The organism is Sporosarcina sp. NCCP-2222 (assembly GCF_023168145.1).
Lineage (GTDB): Bacteria > Bacillota > Bacilli > Bacillales_A > Planococcaceae > Sporosarcina.
This window is the reverse complement of record NZ_BQYK01000005.1, coordinates 161,616-177,771: the sequence shown is the minus strand read 5'-3', so window position 1 is coordinate 177,771 and position 16,156 is coordinate 161,616. Positions and strand designations below refer to the sequence as shown.

Genomic DNA, 16,156 nt, shown 5'->3' with positions numbered 1-16,156 from the left:
CACATCCCCCTGTCGATTTGTACGTTTGTTTTTTGACATTCTCATTATGTTTGTCTATAACTCGTCATTTATCTGAAAAATGTTTATTGTGTTACATATTGTCTTATCTATAATTATACAAGACAACGCCATGTCAATAAATACAATTTATTCATGGTCATGTAAGCGTTTTCTGAAATGGGAAGGGGAGGAATCGAGTTGATCTTAAAAACTACAATGAAATGGGATGTAGAAACGGATGTTGTTGTAATAGGCAGTGGAGGTGCAGCCTTAACAACAGCCATTCTTGCACACGATCAAGGAGCCGAAGTCATCATTCTAGAAAAATCAGATCAAATTGGTGGTACGACTGCATTTTCAGGGGGCATTCCTTGGATTCCGAATAACCGCTATATGAAGGAATTAGGTTTAGAAGATTCACATGAAGACGCCAAAAAGTATATAACAAAATTGACGCACGGCAGTGAGCCGAATCCTGATTTAATTGATGTTTTCATTGAAAACGGGGCGAAAATGATCGATTACTTGCATGAGCATACGCCTGTTAAATTTTCTGTCCCGAAAGGCTATGGTGATTATTACGCGGATCTGCCAGGGGGAGTGAAGGAAGGACGCTCTCTCGATCCGCTGCCATTTCCACTGAATGATTTGGGAGATTGGTCAGAGAAAATTAGGCGTAACCCGATTTTTCCTCCATTGACGTTGGAAGAGGGCGGAGCTGTGGATCCGGCTGATATTGATTTTACACTTGTCGCTTCCCGGATGGAGAAGAACATTACCACAATGGGACGGGCCCTGGCTGGAAGTCTTTTTAAAGCGGTGCTCGATCGGAAGATTGTCACACTCACGTTAACGCCTGGAAAAGAACTCGTGATGAATGAGGAAGGGGCCGTCATCGGCGTCCGTGCAGAAAAAGAGGATGGAACCAATTGCTTTATCGGTGCACGGAAAGGTGTCATGATCGCTTCTGGCGGTTTCGAATGGAACAAAGAGCTCGTCCGTTCATTCTTAAAAGGTGCCATTACGCATCCGCATACACCGGCCTACAACGAAGGGGACGGATTAATCATGGCGATGGAAGCGGGAGCTGCACTGGGTAACATGAGTGAAGCTTGGTGGTCTCCGGCGTTTGTAGATCCTACCGTTGAATATGAGGGCAGAGTTTACAATCAAATCGATTCGCAGGCGCGTACGATGGCAAATTCAATTATTGTGAATCAACACGGAAAGCGCTTTGTGAATGAAGGTTCGACTTATATGGATCTACCGAAGTCATTCTACACATATGATCAAAATACGCAGTCGCTTCCAAATCAATCAAATGTGTATATGATTTTTGATCAACAATTGAAAGACCGCACACTAATCGTAACGATGGCGCCAGGCGAAAAAGCGCCAGACTGGATTGCTCAGGCAGACAGCATACGGGAACTCGCTGGACAAATCGGATTGGATCCGGATCAATTGGAAGCGACCGTCGAGCGATTTAATGAGCATGCGCGAAACCAGGAGGATCCTGACTTTAACCGTGGCTCGCTGCACTTTGAAAAATTTGCAACAGGATTCCAAGGACCGGAAGCAATGCTTGGCCCGATTGAAAAGGGACCATTCTACGCGTTGCCGATCTATCCAGGCTCCTTAGGTACAAATGGCGGCCCGCGCATTAATGAAAATGGGCAAGTAATGAGTCTGCGCGGAGAAGCCATTCCGGGACTGTACGCTGCTGGAAATGCAGCAATGGGCATTTTGGGTGGCGCTTATCCAGGAGCAGGCGGAACGATAGGACCTGCATTGACATTCGGCTACTTGGCTGGAAAGCATGTCGGCAATGTGGCGTCCCGCGAGATTAGCGAGTTGGAAGAAGTACTACAACCGTAAAGGAGGAACATAATATGCCAAGCGGAACTCATGTGATCAAACTAGATGTCCCGATTGAAAAGGTGTGGCATTTCGTCAGTGATATGAATAGATGGGCGCCACTCGTCCCGGGGTATATGGAGCATGAAATCTTAAGTGACACACAATCCACCTGGACATTCAAAGGTGACATCGGGATTATGCAAAAAACAGTAAAACTGCAAATTGACATTACTGAATGGAAAGAGCCATCCCTCGTTACCTTTAACTTAACAGGAATCAATGAAAACTTTGCAGGCGAAGGGTATTTTAAAGCAGTAGCCATTTCGGATTCCGAAACGGAGATGCACGGGAACTTGGACATCACGGCAAAAGGGGTAATGGGCCCAATGATCAATGCCATTTTGAAATCTTTTGTTCCGAAAACAGCGGAAGATCTCACCAAAGCGATTGCGGAGGAGATTACGAGCATTGAACTGAAAGGTGTTCAAGTGTAAAAAGCCTTTTTAATGAACAGAAAACCAGAGCGGCCTTCCTATATTCCAGGAAGGCCGCTCTTACCTTAACATCTTACATACTTCCGCTTAAAACCAAGCCTTCCTTTATCCAAATCTTTTTGGATACTCTCAAAGGGATTCAGCAGGCTAGGTTTTTTATTCTCCCGTTTGATTTCCACGCTACCGACATCCTTTGCCTTTTCGAGTGCCTTTTCATGCAAGGGTACATAAGAAATGCCAACTGTATAGAGAAAGTTATTCATAGATGATTTCGTCCGTTCAGGGGAATCGTGAATCGTATCTTTCACGATCTCGAGCATCTTGGAAATTTTACTCTCCGAAAATTCATGGTCCTTCCGGTTCCCTAACAGCCAGCAGTAACAGCTCCAACCAGCCGACATGCGAAGTTCATCGCCGCTTGCGATCCATCGGTCTGCAACTTCTTGGGCAATCTTTGACTCAGATAAGGTGACCGCTACGACATAGTCAGAAAGCATGTAGAAATACGCGCCTTCGATCCAGCGATTATAATCGGATTCCGTCATACCATTTGGGTCTGCAATAATGCCAGCGAAGTACATGGCATCGTAGTTTCCGGTCGCATACAGTTCTTCAGCTAATGGCTGATTGATTTTTATTTTCTTTGCGATCGGTTTCATCGCCCCGGTAGCTACGCCGAAAACAGGCTCGTGCGCTCCGTTGGATAGATATATTTTTTTCGTACGCTCCTTGCCGAGGGCTTCCAGTTCCTGCATCACAGTTTCAAAGTCCAATGCCCACACTCCCTTTCTAACAGCTGTTCCCGATTTTATATGTACTATCTTAACATTAAGAATGGCGAAATGCGTACACGTCAAGCATAATAGTGATACGTAATAAGAGAAGAAGGAGCATATCGTATGAAAAATAATTTATCAGCTGAAGAAATTGGAGAACTGCTTCAAACATTGCAAACCCGTTTTGAACAAAACAAAGAGCGTCATGAGGAGCTGGAGTGGGCGGCGGTCGAAGCGAGATTGAAAGCAAATTCAGAAAAACTGGGTTCTCTTTATGAAATGGAAAGAACCGGCGGGGAGCCGGATGTAGTAGGGCAGGACCCGGAGTCAGGTGAAATCATATTTTATGATTGTTCAAAAGAAAGCCCAGCAGGTCGTAGAAGCCTTTGTTATGATCGCAAGGCGTTGGAAGCACGGAAGAAGAATAAGCCGGAGAACAGTGCGATGGATCTGGCGGCTGCCATGGGAATCGAAATCCTTTCGGAAGCGGAATATCGGAAACTGCAGGAACTCGGGGCATTTGATTTAAAAACATCAAGCTGGGTACAAACAACATCGATGATTCGAAAACTGGGCGGGGCGCTATTTTGTGATCGACGCTACGATACGGTCTTTGTCTATCATAATGGGGCGGACTCCTATTATGCTGCAAGGGGCTTCCGCGGTTCATTGAGAGTGTAAATTAAGGCTGAATGGATAGGGGGAAATTATGAAAAGGGCTTTTCTTGGGGGAGTTGTTTTATTCATAAGCCTGGGATTGTTGAGTCTTTTCTATTACAGATATGGTAGTGTCGTCTATGTTTTAAAAGATGAGGGCTTTTCGAAAGAAGATATTTTACAGCAAGAAAAGTATGCTGTGCTGAAAGATGAAACGGGAACGCTTTTCATGTTGGCCAATTCAGACAGGATCGGACTCATATATTCCAAATCAAAGAAATGGGGCATTCGGGAAGACGGGGTTACCAGTTCAATAGCAGAACGGCCGGCCGCTGAACAAATCATTACAGTAGCATTTGCAAGACCAACAGAAGAGCTTGGCCGTTTTGAAAAACATAGCATCGTCGCTTATTATTTGGCGAATGATGAGAAAGTGGATATAGGCAGTCCAGACGATTTTGATTTGACTGTTGATTATTTCGCGGTTAATAATCGAGTTTTATTAGTGGCACATGCAGTAAGTACAGATCGTGATAGTTTAGGATCTGATGATATAATGGCGTATTTAGAATCCTATGGAAGATAGAAAGCTCTTACTTTCATTGATTCAGGAGTGATTGGATGAACGACCTAGCAAAGAGACAGCAGCGATGGAGCCGGGAGAAATATCGTGTCATGTTTCATAGCCAGAAGCATTATAACGAAATAAGAGAAGTATTGAAGCAGGGGACGGACATGGCGCGGGTCGATCAACTCATTGAGGAAGCGGGAAAGATCAATCCGACAAAGGGCTCCGTCTGTAATGCGTATCAGCATATGTGGGGCTACTTCAAGAAATATGCGACTGAGGAAGAGAAGGAGGCATACCGTTCGAAGCTGGATGCTTTCATGGATGATCAATTGGGCAGCGAAGAATTGCTTTCTTTTTTACGCCAGCTTGCCCTCAGGTATAAGGTTGAGTATTTGCTGAAAAGTACGATTTTAGTGGAAAGATAGCAGTTTAATTAGGTGTACTTACAGGCTAAATGTATGTAGGGTAGCGTTTTTTGCATGCTTAAAGTACAGTGTAGGGGGTATTTTGTCCTCTGCCTTAACCAAACAGATAATTTCAAAAGACAATCTATAACTATATCAAATTTACTATTACAAATAAGTATTGATACTTTTTAATCTCGTTGATAATATGTACTTAGTCATTGGAATGATATTACAGCGATGACTGATTAAGTGTTTGCTGCCTGTGCTAATTAATATAGTGCTCGGCAGGATGGTATTTTTAAACACTATGAGAAATTACCTATCATGTTAGAGAAAGGGGGGAATGGAATGATTACAATGACAAACAAAGCAGGATTGTCAAAGAGAGTGAAAGTAGGATTTAGCTGGACGACATTTTTCTTTGGGTTTTTGCCAGCACTATTTCGCGGTGATTTAAAATGGGCTGTTATTATGTTTATTATTGCCTGTGTATTAGGTTCTTTTACTTTCGGTATCGGGGCATGGGTTACTAGTTTGGTATTTTGTTTCATCTATAATAAAATTTATATCAAAGAACTTATTGAAAAAGGTTATTATCCCGCTGATGAGCAATCACGTTCCGTATTAGTGAACAACCAAATTTTAGCCGCTTAATATAGCTTGAAAGAAATTTCTATGTATCAAGTTACATAGCATATCGTACTACTTGTATTTATAAGTTATTTATTTTATAAAAAAGGGCTGCATGGAAAACCTATGATAGTTTTCTGTCAGCCTTTTTTGATTACACTATCGTTTTTTGTTTATACGGGTGGCAGTATTAAAAAAACATATAATTGCAATTTCGAATTGGACACTCTTTGTAAAGGTCTCAAAGCAGTTGGGCTGTTCTCTTTAAGAAGTTTAAAAATTTTAACTGATTGTTTTCAGACATTGAAAAGTTACATTGGTATCATCTGTTGATAGCCGATACGAATAAAAAAGCGATCAACGGCTGCTAATAGCCATTGAACGCTTTTCCTTTTATGATGCCAAATCTGCAGAGGCCAGCCGGGTTTCGGTCCGGGTGACAAGGAAGATGCTGGCTTCGTAGAGACCGATCATTGGGATCAGAATGATGAGTTGGCTGAAGAAGTCAGGTGGGGTGATGAGGGCGGAGACGACCGCCAAAACCACGTAGGACCACTTTCTGACTTTCTTCAACGTGTCGGATGTCAGGATGCCGATGGATGATAAGAAGAGTGCCACGATGGGCAGTTCAAAAAGCAATCCGATCGGCATGGTTGTCAGCAATAGAAAACGTGCGTATTCTTTTGCTGAAATCATGACTTCAAAATTCATTTTCCCGAGTTTCACTAAGAAATTGTAACTCAATGGATTGACGATATAGTATCCGAATGCGAGACCCGCTACAAAGAGCAATAGGATGAATGGGGAGTACAAACTTAGGAATCGTCCTTCCTTCTCCGTCAGTCCGGGTTTCACAAACTGCCATAGGAAATGGCAAAGGAACGGAATCGCCAGGCCAAAAGCTAATGCGGCGGAAATCGTCGTATAAAATGAAATGACTTCCATTGGGCTCAATACGATTAATTTATAGCCCCGCGTGATGTAGGGGAACCAGAGATTGATCGTACTGAAGGTGGCAATGAAAAACACCAGAAACACGGCGACGCTTTTGATCAGCTGCTTGCGTAAATCACCTAAGTGTTCAAAGAAAGTCGGTTCTTCAAAGAATGCGGTTAGAGGTTCTTGCGCATTTGTTTCCGGTTGTTCGGCAGGTGTTTTTTTAGCGGCAGGCGGTATAGGTGCCTGTTCATTAGGTGGAGCGGAAGTCTCGACGGGTGCCGAGTCTTCCTTCCGTTTTTTGTCTAATGGGCTGAGAACTTGTCTGTTGTGATCGCGGTATGGATCCATGCTATCACCTACTTTTCAGTACTGGTAATCTTTTTGACTTCTCCGTTGTCGTTTTTCTCTTCATCGTCCATGACTTCTTTTGCGGACTTTTTGAATTCCGCCAGTGTCTTGCCGACTGCGGATCCCACTTCAGGCAATTTCCGCGGTCCGAACAGGATTAAGACGATGACGAGAATGATAATGAGACCTGGTACTCCGATCGCTGCAAGATTCATAGTGATCAACCTTTCTTCTTTTTATATTTTTTTGAAGGATGGCAGGCGGAATTAAACAAGCGAACCGCCTTTTTGACGGTATTTCTGAATTCCCTCAGCCGTTCGATACGCAAGGGCACCCACCGTCGCAGTCGGATTGTATCCACTGTTGTGGTTGAAATTCCCTGCGCCGACAACGAACAGATTTTCCACGTCCCAATGCTGCAAGTACGTGTTCACAACGCTCGTATTTGGATCATTTCCCATGCTAGTTCCGCCGGTGTTGTGTGTCGACTGGTACGGCACGATATCATATTCCGCCAATGGGCCGCCGCCTTCTGTCTTTTTGGCTCCCATTTTTTCCATGACTTCCACTGTCTTTTTCGTGATGAACTTGTGCAAGTTGCGATCCTGCTCAGTGAAGTTATACGTCATTTGCAAAAGCGGAACGCCGTATTTGTCCTTGTATGTCGGGTCAAGAGACAAATAATTATGTTTATGCGGCATGGAAGCGCCTTGTCCGAATACATCCAGCGTTCGCGTGAAGTTTTCGATGGAAGCCTTTTTGAATTCAGCTCCCCAAAGCGGCACATCAGATGGAACGGGATTTGTACCGATCGGACGGCTTCCAGACTGGACAAAGGAGATGCTGGCGCCGTGAATGAAATCCAAATCGCTATGATCAAAATTGTCGGCATTAAAATCGTCGATTGTCATGCCAAGCGCGCCGGCTCCCATGAACGTATTCATCTGTTCGTCGAAGAAGCCGGTTGCACCCGGTTCAATTTGATAGCAATAGTTTCTGCCAAGCGTCCCTTTGCCGGTCTCCGGATCATATTGATCTCCGATATTGGAAACCATCAATAGTTTTGCGTTGTTCATCATATAGCTCGTCAGCACGACGACATCGGCTGGTTGAATAACTTCTTCACCGGTTTGTGTGTCGATATAGCGGACACCGGTCGTCTTATTGCCTTTAGTCAAAATCTCTACGACATTCGCATTAAAGATAATATCGTAGTTGCCTGTCTTTTGGGCCGCCGGGATGACCGTGACTTCCGGGCTTGCCTTTGCTCCGTATTCGCAGCCGAACCGTTCACAGAATCCGCAATATTGGCATGCGTTAAGTTGGGAACCGTCCGGATTTTCATAAGGCTCTGAGAGGTTTGCGGATGGAACCATGTATGGGTGATACCCGAGATCCTTTGTCGCTTTCTCAAACTTTTTGAGTAGCGGCATTTTCTTCATGGGAGGTGTTGGAAAGTCAGATGACCGTTTGCCCCAGAATGGGTTGGTGTCTTCACCTGAGAGTCCCATTGTTTTTTCGAACCGATCATAGTACGGTTCCAATTCATCGTATGTAATGCCCCAGTCTTGGATTAAATAGTCACTTGATAGTTTGTTCTTGCCGTATTTTTTTTCGGTTTCTGTCTTAATTTGAAAGTCATATGGAAAGAAACGATAGGTCATGCCGTTCCAATGTGTTCCGGCTCCGCCAAGTCCTTCACCGAGAAGGAAAGAACCCATTTGCCGCATCGGAAGTGCCCGTTGTTTCACATTATTTCGGAAAGTGATTGTTTCTTTTGAGAGATCTTGCATTAATTCATACCGTATCGCATAGCGATATTCATCATGGACCAAAGAATAATCTTCAGTTCCTCGGTTTTGCCCGCGTTCCAGTCCACGTACTTTCATGCCAGCTTTCGCACATTCCGCTGCGATAATCCCGCCTGTCCAGCCGACTCCTACCGTTACCACATCTACTTTATCAAGTGTTTTAGCCATTCGAATGCCCCCTGTAGTCGTTAATGTTGCATGATGCTGATGGATTTTGGATCGATCTTATGGAATTTCTCATCTTCAATTTGATTGATGTAGGACATTTGGTGTCCAGGGAAGCCTTTCATTTTCCAGCCTTCCATGTTTACATTTCCGTTGTAAATAGGATCCGCATAGGCACCTTCTAGTGTTGCACTGCGAAGCAGCTTGAAGAAGAACGCAGATGAGACGCCTTTCATCTTAATGCTATCCTTTTGCAAATCCGTCAATATTTCGTCCATCTGTTCGCCTTCAATATCAGCAAAACTTTTGCCGAAGCGCTTATTGGCCTCCTGATCCATTGTCTGAATGCCGTTCATAAAAAGCTCTGCCCGCGTCAGACGAGTCTGATAGCCTTGCGTCGGCCCACCTTCATAAAAAGGACCTTGCATATACTCTCTAGCATTGCTGCCATAGTTGCCGGCCAGCTGATTGTCAATGAAATAAGGCACTCCTAATCCAATGGCACCGGGTCCTAATTCATCCTCAGGGAAAATCCGTTCCGTTGCCTGCGAAAGCACTTCAAAATCATGCCGCTTCGTAAAAAACATCAAGCCTCGGTTGATATCGGCATCGTGCTCGTTGTCGGCAGGGGCGGTGGCAACATTTGAATTTCCCTTTTTGGCGTTATAACCGACCAGCCCGCCGATCAAGCCTCCGCCAACGAGTGTGCCGGCCGCAATCCCAGTTGTTTTTAAGAAATCCCGTCTGGAAACTCCTTTTTTCGTTTCTGTCACTGCTCTTCCTCCTCTGATTTGAAATAGTAGTTTACCTCTCCGGCATTAGTCGAAAAGATAAAATTTATCTAAACACCCTATCAATCTTCTTGAAAATGGAAGTTGATAGCGTGAATAAATACATGCTAGCAAGATGAATAAAGTTACATGCAGCATCAATTTTTCTATTTAGCCTCTTACAACAAAGTCGCGATTATAATAAGTCACACCTTCAAGATGGTAGCGACCAAGATAACGGAGGAATGGGAAGTCGCTATGCGACCATTTCGTTATGTAAATATGTATAAGAACTCTTGCATCCAATATTCGTTTGCAAGGAGTACTGCCAGCCATTTGGAAATACTTTAAATTCAGGCTTTTAGAGTAACGAAATATATGTACCCTGCCTGCTTACTTCGCAAACATAAAAATATTGATAATAAAAGAATAATAGGGTTGTGGAGACTTCGCTCTGTGGGATACCTACGGCTTTCTAAGGTGTCCTTATGGTACACTTAAATAAATTTGAGAGATAACAAAAGTAGGAGAAAGGGAGACAAACTATGAAAGAGACCAACATCATTTCTCTAATACCGATTGCTGATTTGGCGGAAGAGATGCAATCATATATGCCTGTCTCCATTTCCATCGGACCAGGCGGTGAGCCATGTGTGTTATTGACGAATGAACAGCCGCCGCTCCAACAAGGCATGTTTCCGCAGACGGTTACGGAGGAGGCATATGACTACAAGATTGTTATATTGCAAGAGGCGGGTACACAGGTTCTTCACCTGCCAAACGAGCATTGGAATTACCACTTTATACAACAGCTAGATCATGGGCACATCCTTCTTGCAGGGGCTCGGTCGGAATATCATAGCGCAGATCATATCGAAGAGAATGCACGCGTATTTACGATGGAAGGTGAGTGTGTCCGATCGTTTTGCTTGGGCGACGGAATTGAAGATTTGTATGTGGCCCCGGACAATTCCATTTGGACGAGTTATTTTGACGAAGGGGTATATGGGAATTTTGGCTGGGATACCCCGATCGGCAGGCATGGATTAATTCGCTGGGATGATGAGGGTAGACAGTTGGAGCACCATGATTCCTCAGGAGATCATCATATCAGTGATTGCTATGCGATGAATGTCGTGTCTGATGAGGAAGTTTGGTTTTATTATTATATGGATTTCGAACTGGGTGTTCGCAAGGCGGGGCAGTCCGTCTATTACATGCCCGACGTGGAAGGTGCCAGCCACTTTGCCATGCATGGGGATAAGCTGCTCATGAATGGCGGCTATGGCGACCAAGAACAATTCTTTGAATTGGAGCGAAACGGCTCGCGCTATGTGACAAAACGGTTTGTCCAGTTCCGCAAGCCGAACGGGTCACTGCTTCGTCCGCAAGCTACGAGCAATCGTGGCAGGCAGCTATTATTTTTGGACGGCACGGAATTATTTCGATATGAGCTAGGGGACTAAACCACTGGCATAGGTTTTAGGGAGAGAGGGGTGTTAGATTGTGAATCAAACCGAAATGCTTGATTTATTTGATAAGGAACTTCGAAAAAATTTACAATCACCAGGCAGTCGCCGGGAAGAAACAGAACATGTCGTTCGGCATGTATCGCTGAATGGAGAGAGAGGCTTCATCATTTCATCCAACGTGAATGAAGAGAATGCCAAGCGTGTCATTCAAGAGGAAATGGACTATTTCCGGCAACTGGGTGTTGGGTTCGAGTGGAAAGTGTACAGCTATGACAAGCCTGAGAACTTGGTCGAGTTATTGGAACAAGAGAACTTTGCCGTTGAGCCACGGGAGGCTCTGATGGTGATGGAAATCAAAGAGAATCATCCTTTTGTCAGTTGGAGCGTTTCTTCGCATCTCAGAGAAATCGTCGATGAGAAGGGTATCCGTGAGATGATTGCATTAATCGATTTCATTTGGAATGACTCGCATGAGGAGCTAGGAAATCGTCTATGGCGGGATAAACAGCATGATCCGGAATCGCTGTATATTTACGGAATTTACGACGGAGATCGGCTCGTTAGTGCAGCTTGGATGTATTTCGAGGACAACTCGTCCTTTGCAAGTTTATGGGGAGGGTCCACACTCCCGGACTATAGGGGAAGAGGCTATTATACTGAGCTGCTGGCGGTACGTGCTAAAAAGGCATTCGAGAGGGGATATCCCTTCCTCACGGTGGATGCCAGGCCGACGAGCCAGCCGATTTTAGAGAAACACGGCTTTTGGCGCCTTGCGTACTGTTATGGCTGTCAATCACCGGAGTTGGAATAATGGTTTCATTCGGAAGAAGAGGAATGATGGGGGGACAGGGATGGAATTAGTAATTATCCGACATGGACAATCAGAAGCCGATTTACTCGGTGTACACGAAGGGCGTGCCGATTTTCCATTGACAGAATTGGGGAGGAAACAAGCCGGAAAGATGGCTATCTATCTTGCGGAAAATCTTCCGCCGGATTTGATCCTCGCCAGTCCGCTGAAAAGGGCAAGTGCCACCGCACGGATTTTACAGCAAACGATTGGATGCGAGATCCAATATTATGATGAACTCAAGGAATATAACAATGGCGTGTTGGCGGGATTATCGAAAAAAGAAGCGGCAATTACGCATCCTTTGCCTAAAGGGGGAAGGCCCGCCCACATCCCGATTCAGGATGGAGAATCAGAACTTGAGTTCCGCTATCGTGCGGAATGGATGCTCCACCATGTTTTATATGAATATCGGGATGTGCGGCGGATTGCCATCGTGTCTCATGGAGGACTTATATCCAATCTAATCAAAGCGTTTCTCCTTCAACCGAATGGCAAGTTCGCATTTTCCACGGGAGATACCGGAATTCATTTACTCGAGCAGCAAGAAGATATGCGCTTTGTCCGGTTCCTGAATCGACAAGATCATTTGTTATAACTCCATAATCAAAAAGGGTATATACGAAAAGCGTATGTGCCCTAGCAGTAATCTTCCTATTTCAAGGAGATTGCCCTTATTTAAAGGCGGATGAATTACAGTGAGGTGTCCATTTTACCATCTCTAAATTGAATGAATGGATCTTCTCCGCTAATTTGTAGTTTTCCATCATGATAAAAGGCGTTCTCACTATAATCAAAAGCACTGCCATTATGTTCGATTGTAATAACGATCTCATGCCAGAAAGAGTGCCCATCTTCATATTCAATATCCTTTATTTTAAAATCCACTACTCGATAGTTTTCGTTTTCCAAGTTCTTTATTTTATTTAGAAAGACGGCCTTCGCTTCATTACTGGACAGTGAAGTTTCTCCTTCTGACGGATCTTTGTCAAACAAATATAGGTGCTTAAAAGCTTCTTCATAATCTTGGTCTTTAAGAGCTTTGTAATATTTATTAATACTGTTGCCAGCTTGGTGTTCCAGAATATTACTGCAACTGGTCATAATTAAAGCTACAGATACTAACAAAAGTATTTTCTTTCTCATAAGCCCTCCTAATTCTAATTTCCTTTATTATACATCTTTTGAAGGTAGGAAAATTCATTAATTATGTTTATCGGATAAATTTCTGCCTGAACGCATAAAGTGAAGTGGAAGAATTACGTAGTACACTGGGGGAATCAAATGAAAAAAATCTTTTATGGGCTTCTGCTTCTTGGGGTCTGTTTGCTGGGGGCTTGTTCATATGACAGTGAGAAGGCGCTCAAAAATGGAGACGTTATTAATATGCATGGACCGATCTATAATTTTGTTCACTTTGAGGAATTCATGGAGAAGGTTGAAGCGGAGGAATCTGCCTTCGTGCGGATTGCGAATTTCACCCTTGAAGGCAAAGCAATTCTGTACAATGTGACATTTGAAGGAGAGGAATTTGATTTGGAAATTGACCGATCGAGGGATAAGGAACGGGGGGACAAGCCGGCTAAGGAGAGCTTGTCCTGTACGGAGCTTACGCGTGAGGAAGGACAGCAATTGTTTATGTATTCACTGCAAGGCTGCGATTCAGACTCCAGCTTTACCTTGCTGAATATCCTAAAGGAGCAAGAGCTGGACCATGAGCACTAGGCCGATCAAAGCTCATTATGTAAATGCTCTTTAATAGGCAAACTTCTTTCTCAAATGGAACATTTCCATTCTTGCCACGGAAAAAAGATAGCAGTATGATAGAGGATGTAGCCTGGGAAGAGACAGGGCGAATCATCGGGAGGTGATGTGAAGATGGCAAGACAAATGGCATTGCCAGCTTCAACAATGACTCATGCAAAGCCAGAAGATGAAAAGGCGATTCTTTGCATGGGGCGAACGATAGGTTAATCGCTTGATGGGAGTTTCTCCATTTCTGAACGGAAGGCTTTGCGCTTTGTTTTAGAAACAATCAAAACAGAGGAGCTGACAGAAATGAAAAGAGAACCCTTTATTCGAAATGATCAATTCAATTTAATTAAACGGCAAGTACTCCACTTGGTGAATGGCCATGCAACGGTGAATGACCCACATGTCATCGACGCGATGGAAACACTTTCGGTTGAAAAAGTGGTCGAATCGTTTCCGATGTTGACGGATGCGCAACGGGAGATTCTCAACAAAATGGTACAAGTCGCAGATAAAGAGACAGCCGAACAGTACTTGATGGAGTTGGAGAAATCTATCATTCCATTTCAGGAGCCTTCGGAGCAAAAGCTGAAAAAGCTTTTCCCGAAAGTGAAGAAGATGAAGCTGCCAAAGGAAAAATTGAACTTTCGACGAATGACATTTATTAGTTTTGACGATATCGGAACGAAAAAGAGATATATGATTGTGCCAACTTCAAAGGGCCTGGTTGGACTGGCAGGCACATATGAAGAAACAAGGACCAAACAAATTTGTTCCATTTGTAACCGGCTCACACCTGTTTGTATGTTTATGACGAAAACAAAAGGCGATAGCATCGGTACCTATACGAAAAAAGGGAATTACATTTGCCAAGACGCGGAAGATTGCAACCAGCATGTACAGTCGCTGGAGAAGATCGAAACGTTTGTGGAGAATATAAAGTAAGCTAGAGAGCCCCTTGCCACACATGTCCTGTGTGGCGGGGGTTTTTATAATTGATTAATAAGGAAGCGTACCAAGAAGAATGGTTTCTGAACCGGATTCTCCGCATTTTTCTAAAAGAATCATTCTGCCGCCATAATCAATATCTGAAGAGGAGAAGCCGCCGCAGGTTAGTTCTCTTATCAAATCATTCTGCTGATTGTATTCAGCCACTTCAATGCCGGAACTCTCCCGTTGCAATTCAAAAAATTTCTCCCCTGTTGCACCGATGACCTTGATTCTGTCGTTTCCTTTATCCAAAAATTGATTCGCTGCAAGATGATTTTTCTCATCTCGGTTTTGATTGCTGAAATCGAGTAAAAGGGGCTGAGAGTACTGAAGATTTATATATAGCGCGAGGAAGAGAAGTATTCCGATAACTGATGCAAGAGTGATAAGGAACACGTTATGATATCCTTGCTTCTGTCGTTTTACCATCGGTTACACTCCTAGATTTTGGATTCCTAACATAGTAAGTATAATCATAGGGATAATTTTTTTCAAAGAGCAGGAAGCTCTCACGTGAAGGTTCAGTACTTATTAAATGATGATAAACCCGATCAAATAATTGATAACGGGATAAACCGGTAACCATACCAGTGAAAGAGGCATCTTTTCATTATTTGATAGAACAAGCCTAAAAGATTACTTGAAGCTAAATAGCGTGTATGATAGCCTAGAGAGTATCTTCTTAGGCCGATTTCCTATCAATAAAAGGAGGCGTCTGTTTGAAATTGCTATTAATCGTCATCGGCATTCTCGTCGTACTGTTAGTCACCATGATCGTCTTCATCTCCAAGCGCTATCAAAAGGAACTGAGAAGTGCGGATTGGTATGACGAATTTCAATATGAATTCGAGTCCGTTGACTGTCCACATAAGAAGGCAATTAAACTATCGGACACAAATTGGAAATTTCACTTCACAATGAAAAAAGAGCTGAGAACCACGGTCAATGCAGGCCCGGCTTCTGCCACTGTCCATAAAACACGCTATCACTTTTATTGTGATGAATGCGGGAAAAAGCGCTGGTTTCGGCAAACTAACTCTGTGCGGGACCATAAAGGCTTGTTTCAATTGCGACTTAAATATTTGCTGATTATGGGCGCATCAATCATGCTGTTCTTCATGGCCTCCATGGGGCTGATTTTTAATGTGCTTCTGAAATAAGACAGTAGAAAAAAGCCCTTGGAATGCTTCACAGTGAAGTTTCCAAGGGCTTATTCGATGGTCAATCAATGTAGATATTTTACAATCCGGAGGTTATCCGGTGAGACAGGAATTTCTCATCAAATCCCTGGTGGAAGTATTGCTATTCAATTGTGTTGGTTCACAAACTTACTTTTTCAAAAAACCAAATAGTGAGCTGTATGCAGAAACAACTTGCTGGTAATATCCAACTAACTTGTCCCATACCGTTGTTTGGACAGTTTCTGCACTTGGAACTTCAACTGTATCTTCAGTATCCACAGGTGCTTCGGTTACGCTGTCATCAGCGGCCTCGTCTGTAGCTGGAGTTTCAGCAGCATTTTCGTCAGCAGCCGGTTTGTCATCAGTAGCTTCCTCGTTAGCTGGTGTTTCAGTTGCATCCTCCTCAGCAGCTGGTTCTTCGGCAACGACTTCGTCTGTAGCTGGAGTTTCAGCAGCGTTTTCGTCAGCAGCCGGTTTTTCAGC

The 16,156-nt window shown here is 43.8% G+C and carries 19 protein-coding genes and 1 pseudogene; 12 read left to right on the top strand and 8 right to left on the bottom strand.

All coding sequences use genetic code 11. The features are described from left to right. The first annotated feature begins 198 nt into the window (after nucleotides 1-198). Nucleotides 199-1,878, top strand: coding sequence for an FAD-dependent oxidoreductase (locus NCCP2222_RS12730; protein WP_248512727.1), 1,680 nt, complete (start codon nucleotides 199-201; stop codon nucleotides 1,876-1,878). A gap of 14 nt (nucleotides 1,879-1,892) precedes the next feature. Beyond that, nucleotides 1,893-2,354, top strand: coding sequence for an SRPBCC family protein (locus tag NCCP2222_RS12725; protein WP_248512726.1), 462 nt, complete (start codon nucleotides 1,893-1,895; stop codon nucleotides 2,352-2,354). A 65-nt stretch (nucleotides 2,355-2,419) separates the two neighbouring features. Here the strand turns inward: NCCP2222_RS12725 and NCCP2222_RS12720 are convergent, their stop codons facing one another. Beyond that, entirely contained in the window at nucleotides 2,420-3,127 is a 708-nt protein-coding gene (locus NCCP2222_RS12720) for a DNA alkylation repair protein (RefSeq protein ID WP_248512725.1), read from the bottom strand. 126 nt (nucleotides 3,128-3,253) lie between these two features. On the opposite strand from NCCP2222_RS12720, the gene NCCP2222_RS12715 reads away from it, so the two are divergent. From NCCP2222_RS12715 to NCCP2222_RS12700, 4 genes are all read left to right on the top strand, one after another. Continuing rightward, nucleotides 3,254-3,811, top strand: coding sequence for a DUF4256 domain-containing protein (locus NCCP2222_RS12715; RefSeq protein ID WP_248512724.1), 558 nt, complete (start codon nucleotides 3,254-3,256; stop codon nucleotides 3,809-3,811). Nucleotides 3,812-3,839: 28 nt separating this feature from the next. Then, nucleotides 3,840-4,373 (top strand): hypothetical protein, encoded by a 534-nt coding sequence (locus NCCP2222_RS12710; RefSeq protein WP_248512723.1) that lies wholly within the window; start codon nucleotides 3,840-3,842, stop codon nucleotides 4,371-4,373. Between the two features lie 35 nt (nucleotides 4,374-4,408). Continuing rightward, nucleotides 4,409-4,783, top strand: coding sequence for a YbgA family protein (locus NCCP2222_RS12705; RefSeq protein WP_248512722.1), 375 nt, complete (start codon nucleotides 4,409-4,411; stop codon nucleotides 4,781-4,783). Nucleotides 4,784-5,113: 330 nt separating this feature from the next. Next, entirely contained in the window at nucleotides 5,114-5,419 is a 306-nt protein-coding gene (locus NCCP2222_RS12700; protein ID WP_248512721.1) for a DUF2628 domain-containing protein, read from the top strand. 369 nt (nucleotides 5,420-5,788) lie between these two features. Here the strand turns inward: NCCP2222_RS12700 and tatC are convergent, their stop codons facing one another. The 4 genes from tatC to NCCP2222_RS12680 are packed head-to-tail and all read right to left on the bottom strand — an operon-like array spanning nucleotide 5,789 to nucleotide 9,431. Next, nucleotides 5,789-6,682 carry a twin-arginine translocase subunit TatC gene (tatC, locus tag NCCP2222_RS12695; protein ID WP_248512720.1) on the bottom strand — a complete coding sequence of 298 codons (894 nt, stop codon included), beginning with the start codon at nucleotides 6,680-6,682 and terminating at the stop codon, nucleotides 5,789-5,791. 8 nt (nucleotides 6,683-6,690) lie between these two features. Next, a complete protein-coding gene (gene tatA, locus NCCP2222_RS12690) occupies nucleotides 6,691-6,897 on the bottom strand; it encodes a twin-arginine translocase TatA/TatE family subunit (RefSeq protein WP_248512719.1) in 207 nt (68 codons plus the stop codon). A gap of 51 nt (nucleotides 6,898-6,948) precedes the next feature. Beyond that, a complete protein-coding gene (locus NCCP2222_RS12685) occupies nucleotides 6,949-8,661 on the bottom strand; it encodes a GMC family oxidoreductase (protein ID WP_248512718.1) in 1,713 nt (570 codons plus the stop codon). A gap of 20 nt (nucleotides 8,662-8,681) precedes the next feature. Beyond that, nucleotides 8,682-9,431 (bottom strand): gluconate 2-dehydrogenase subunit 3 family protein, encoded by a 750-nt coding sequence (locus NCCP2222_RS12680; protein WP_248512717.1) that lies wholly within the window; start codon nucleotides 9,429-9,431, stop codon nucleotides 8,682-8,684. 542 nt (nucleotides 9,432-9,973) lie between these two features. On the opposite strand from NCCP2222_RS12680, the gene NCCP2222_RS12675 reads away from it, so the two are divergent. The 3 genes from NCCP2222_RS12675 to NCCP2222_RS12665 are packed head-to-tail and all read left to right on the top strand — an operon-like array spanning nucleotide 9,974 to nucleotide 12,348. Continuing rightward, nucleotides 9,974-10,894, top strand: a complete 921-nt coding sequence (locus tag NCCP2222_RS12675) for a hypothetical protein (RefSeq protein WP_248512716.1) — start codon at nucleotides 9,974-9,976, stop codon at nucleotides 10,892-10,894. Between the two features lie 40 nt (nucleotides 10,895-10,934). Next, on the top strand, nucleotides 10,935-11,711 hold the full coding sequence (locus NCCP2222_RS12670) for a GNAT family N-acetyltransferase (protein ID WP_248512715.1): 777 nt from the start codon (nucleotides 10,935-10,937) through the stop codon (nucleotides 11,709-11,711). Between the two features lie 40 nt (nucleotides 11,712-11,751). Further along, nucleotides 11,752-12,348 carry a histidine phosphatase family protein gene (locus tag NCCP2222_RS12665; protein WP_248512714.1) on the top strand — a complete coding sequence of 199 codons (597 nt, stop codon included), beginning with the start codon at nucleotides 11,752-11,754 and terminating at the stop codon, nucleotides 12,346-12,348. Nucleotides 12,349-12,443: 95 nt separating this feature from the next. On the opposite strand, the gene NCCP2222_RS12660 is transcribed toward NCCP2222_RS12665, so the two are convergent. Next, nucleotides 12,444-12,896, bottom strand: coding sequence for a hypothetical protein (locus NCCP2222_RS12660; RefSeq protein WP_248512713.1), 453 nt, complete (start codon nucleotides 12,894-12,896; stop codon nucleotides 12,444-12,446). 138 nt (nucleotides 12,897-13,034) lie between these two features. On the opposite strand from NCCP2222_RS12660, the gene NCCP2222_RS12655 reads away from it, so the two are divergent. Both NCCP2222_RS12655 and NCCP2222_RS12650 read left to right on the top strand, forming a co-directional pair. Further along, a complete protein-coding gene (locus NCCP2222_RS12655) occupies nucleotides 13,035-13,475 on the top strand; it encodes a DUF4362 domain-containing protein (RefSeq protein ID WP_248512712.1) in 441 nt (146 codons plus the stop codon). A 333-nt stretch (nucleotides 13,476-13,808) separates the two neighbouring features. After that, nucleotides 13,809-14,447, top strand: a complete 639-nt coding sequence (locus NCCP2222_RS12650) for a FusB/FusC family EF-G-binding protein (protein ID WP_248512711.1) — start codon at nucleotides 13,809-13,811, stop codon at nucleotides 14,445-14,447. A gap of 54 nt (nucleotides 14,448-14,501) precedes the next feature. On the opposite strand, the gene NCCP2222_RS12645 is transcribed toward NCCP2222_RS12650, so the two are convergent. Next, nucleotides 14,502-14,921 carry a hypothetical protein gene (locus NCCP2222_RS12645; protein WP_248512710.1) on the bottom strand — a complete coding sequence of 140 codons (420 nt, stop codon included), beginning with the start codon at nucleotides 14,919-14,921 and terminating at the stop codon, nucleotides 14,502-14,504. Nucleotides 14,922-15,211: 290 nt separating this feature from the next. Here NCCP2222_RS12645 and NCCP2222_RS12640 point away from each other — a divergent pair, with 290 nt between their 5' ends. Then, nucleotides 15,212-15,652 carry a hypothetical protein gene (locus NCCP2222_RS12640; protein ID WP_248512709.1) on the top strand — a complete coding sequence of 147 codons (441 nt, stop codon included), beginning with the start codon at nucleotides 15,212-15,214 and terminating at the stop codon, nucleotides 15,650-15,652. 168 nt (nucleotides 15,653-15,820) lie between these two features. On the opposite strand, the pseudogene NCCP2222_RS12635 reads toward NCCP2222_RS12640, so the two are convergent. After that, nucleotides 15,821-16,156, bottom strand: a pseudogene (locus tag NCCP2222_RS12635) (hypothetical protein); the annotation flags it as partial.

Bases quoted from the DNA above. Each gene is read 5' to 3' on its own strand.
- NCCP2222_RS12725 (WP_248512726.1), top strand. From the start codon at position 1,893: ATGCCAAGCGGAACTCATGTGATCAAACTAGATGTCCCGATTGAAAAG.
- NCCP2222_RS12715 (WP_248512724.1), top strand. From the start codon at position 3,254: ATGAAAAATAATTTATCAGCTGAAGAAATTGGAGAACTGCTTCAAACA.
- NCCP2222_RS12710 (WP_248512723.1), top strand. From the start codon at position 3,840: ATGAAAAGGGCTTTTCTTGGGGGAGTTGTTTTATTCATAAGCCTGGGA.
- NCCP2222_RS12705 (WP_248512722.1), top strand. From the start codon at position 4,409: ATGAACGACCTAGCAAAGAGACAGCAGCGATGGAGCCGGGAGAAATAT.
- NCCP2222_RS12700 (WP_248512721.1), top strand. From the start codon at position 5,114: ATGATTACAATGACAAACAAAGCAGGATTGTCAAAGAGAGTGAAAGTA.
- tatC (WP_248512720.1), bottom strand. From the start codon at position 6,682: ATGGATCCATACCGCGATCACAACAGACAAGTTCTCAGCCCATTAGAC.
- tatA (WP_248512719.1), bottom strand. From the start codon at position 6,897: ATGAATCTTGCAGCGATCGGAGTACCAGGTCTCATTATCATTCTCGTC.
- NCCP2222_RS12685 (WP_248512718.1), bottom strand. From the start codon at position 8,661: ATGGCTAAAACACTTGATAAAGTAGATGTGGTAACGGTAGGAGTCGGC.
- NCCP2222_RS12675 (WP_248512716.1), top strand. From the start codon at position 9,974: ATGAAAGAGACCAACATCATTTCTCTAATACCGATTGCTGATTTGGCG.
- NCCP2222_RS12665 (WP_248512714.1), top strand. From the start codon at position 11,752: ATGGAATTAGTAATTATCCGACATGGACAATCAGAAGCCGATTTACTC.
- NCCP2222_RS12660 (WP_248512713.1), bottom strand. From the start codon at position 12,896: ATGAGAAAGAAAATACTTTTGTTAGTATCTGTAGCTTTAATTATGACC.
- NCCP2222_RS12655 (WP_248512712.1), top strand. From the start codon at position 13,035: ATGAAAAAAATCTTTTATGGGCTTCTGCTTCTTGGGGTCTGTTTGCTG.
- NCCP2222_RS12650 (WP_248512711.1), top strand. From the start codon at position 13,809: ATGAAAAGAGAACCCTTTATTCGAAATGATCAATTCAATTTAATTAAA.
- NCCP2222_RS12645 (WP_248512710.1), bottom strand. From the start codon at position 14,921: ATGGTAAAACGACAGAAGCAAGGATATCATAACGTGTTCCTTATCACT.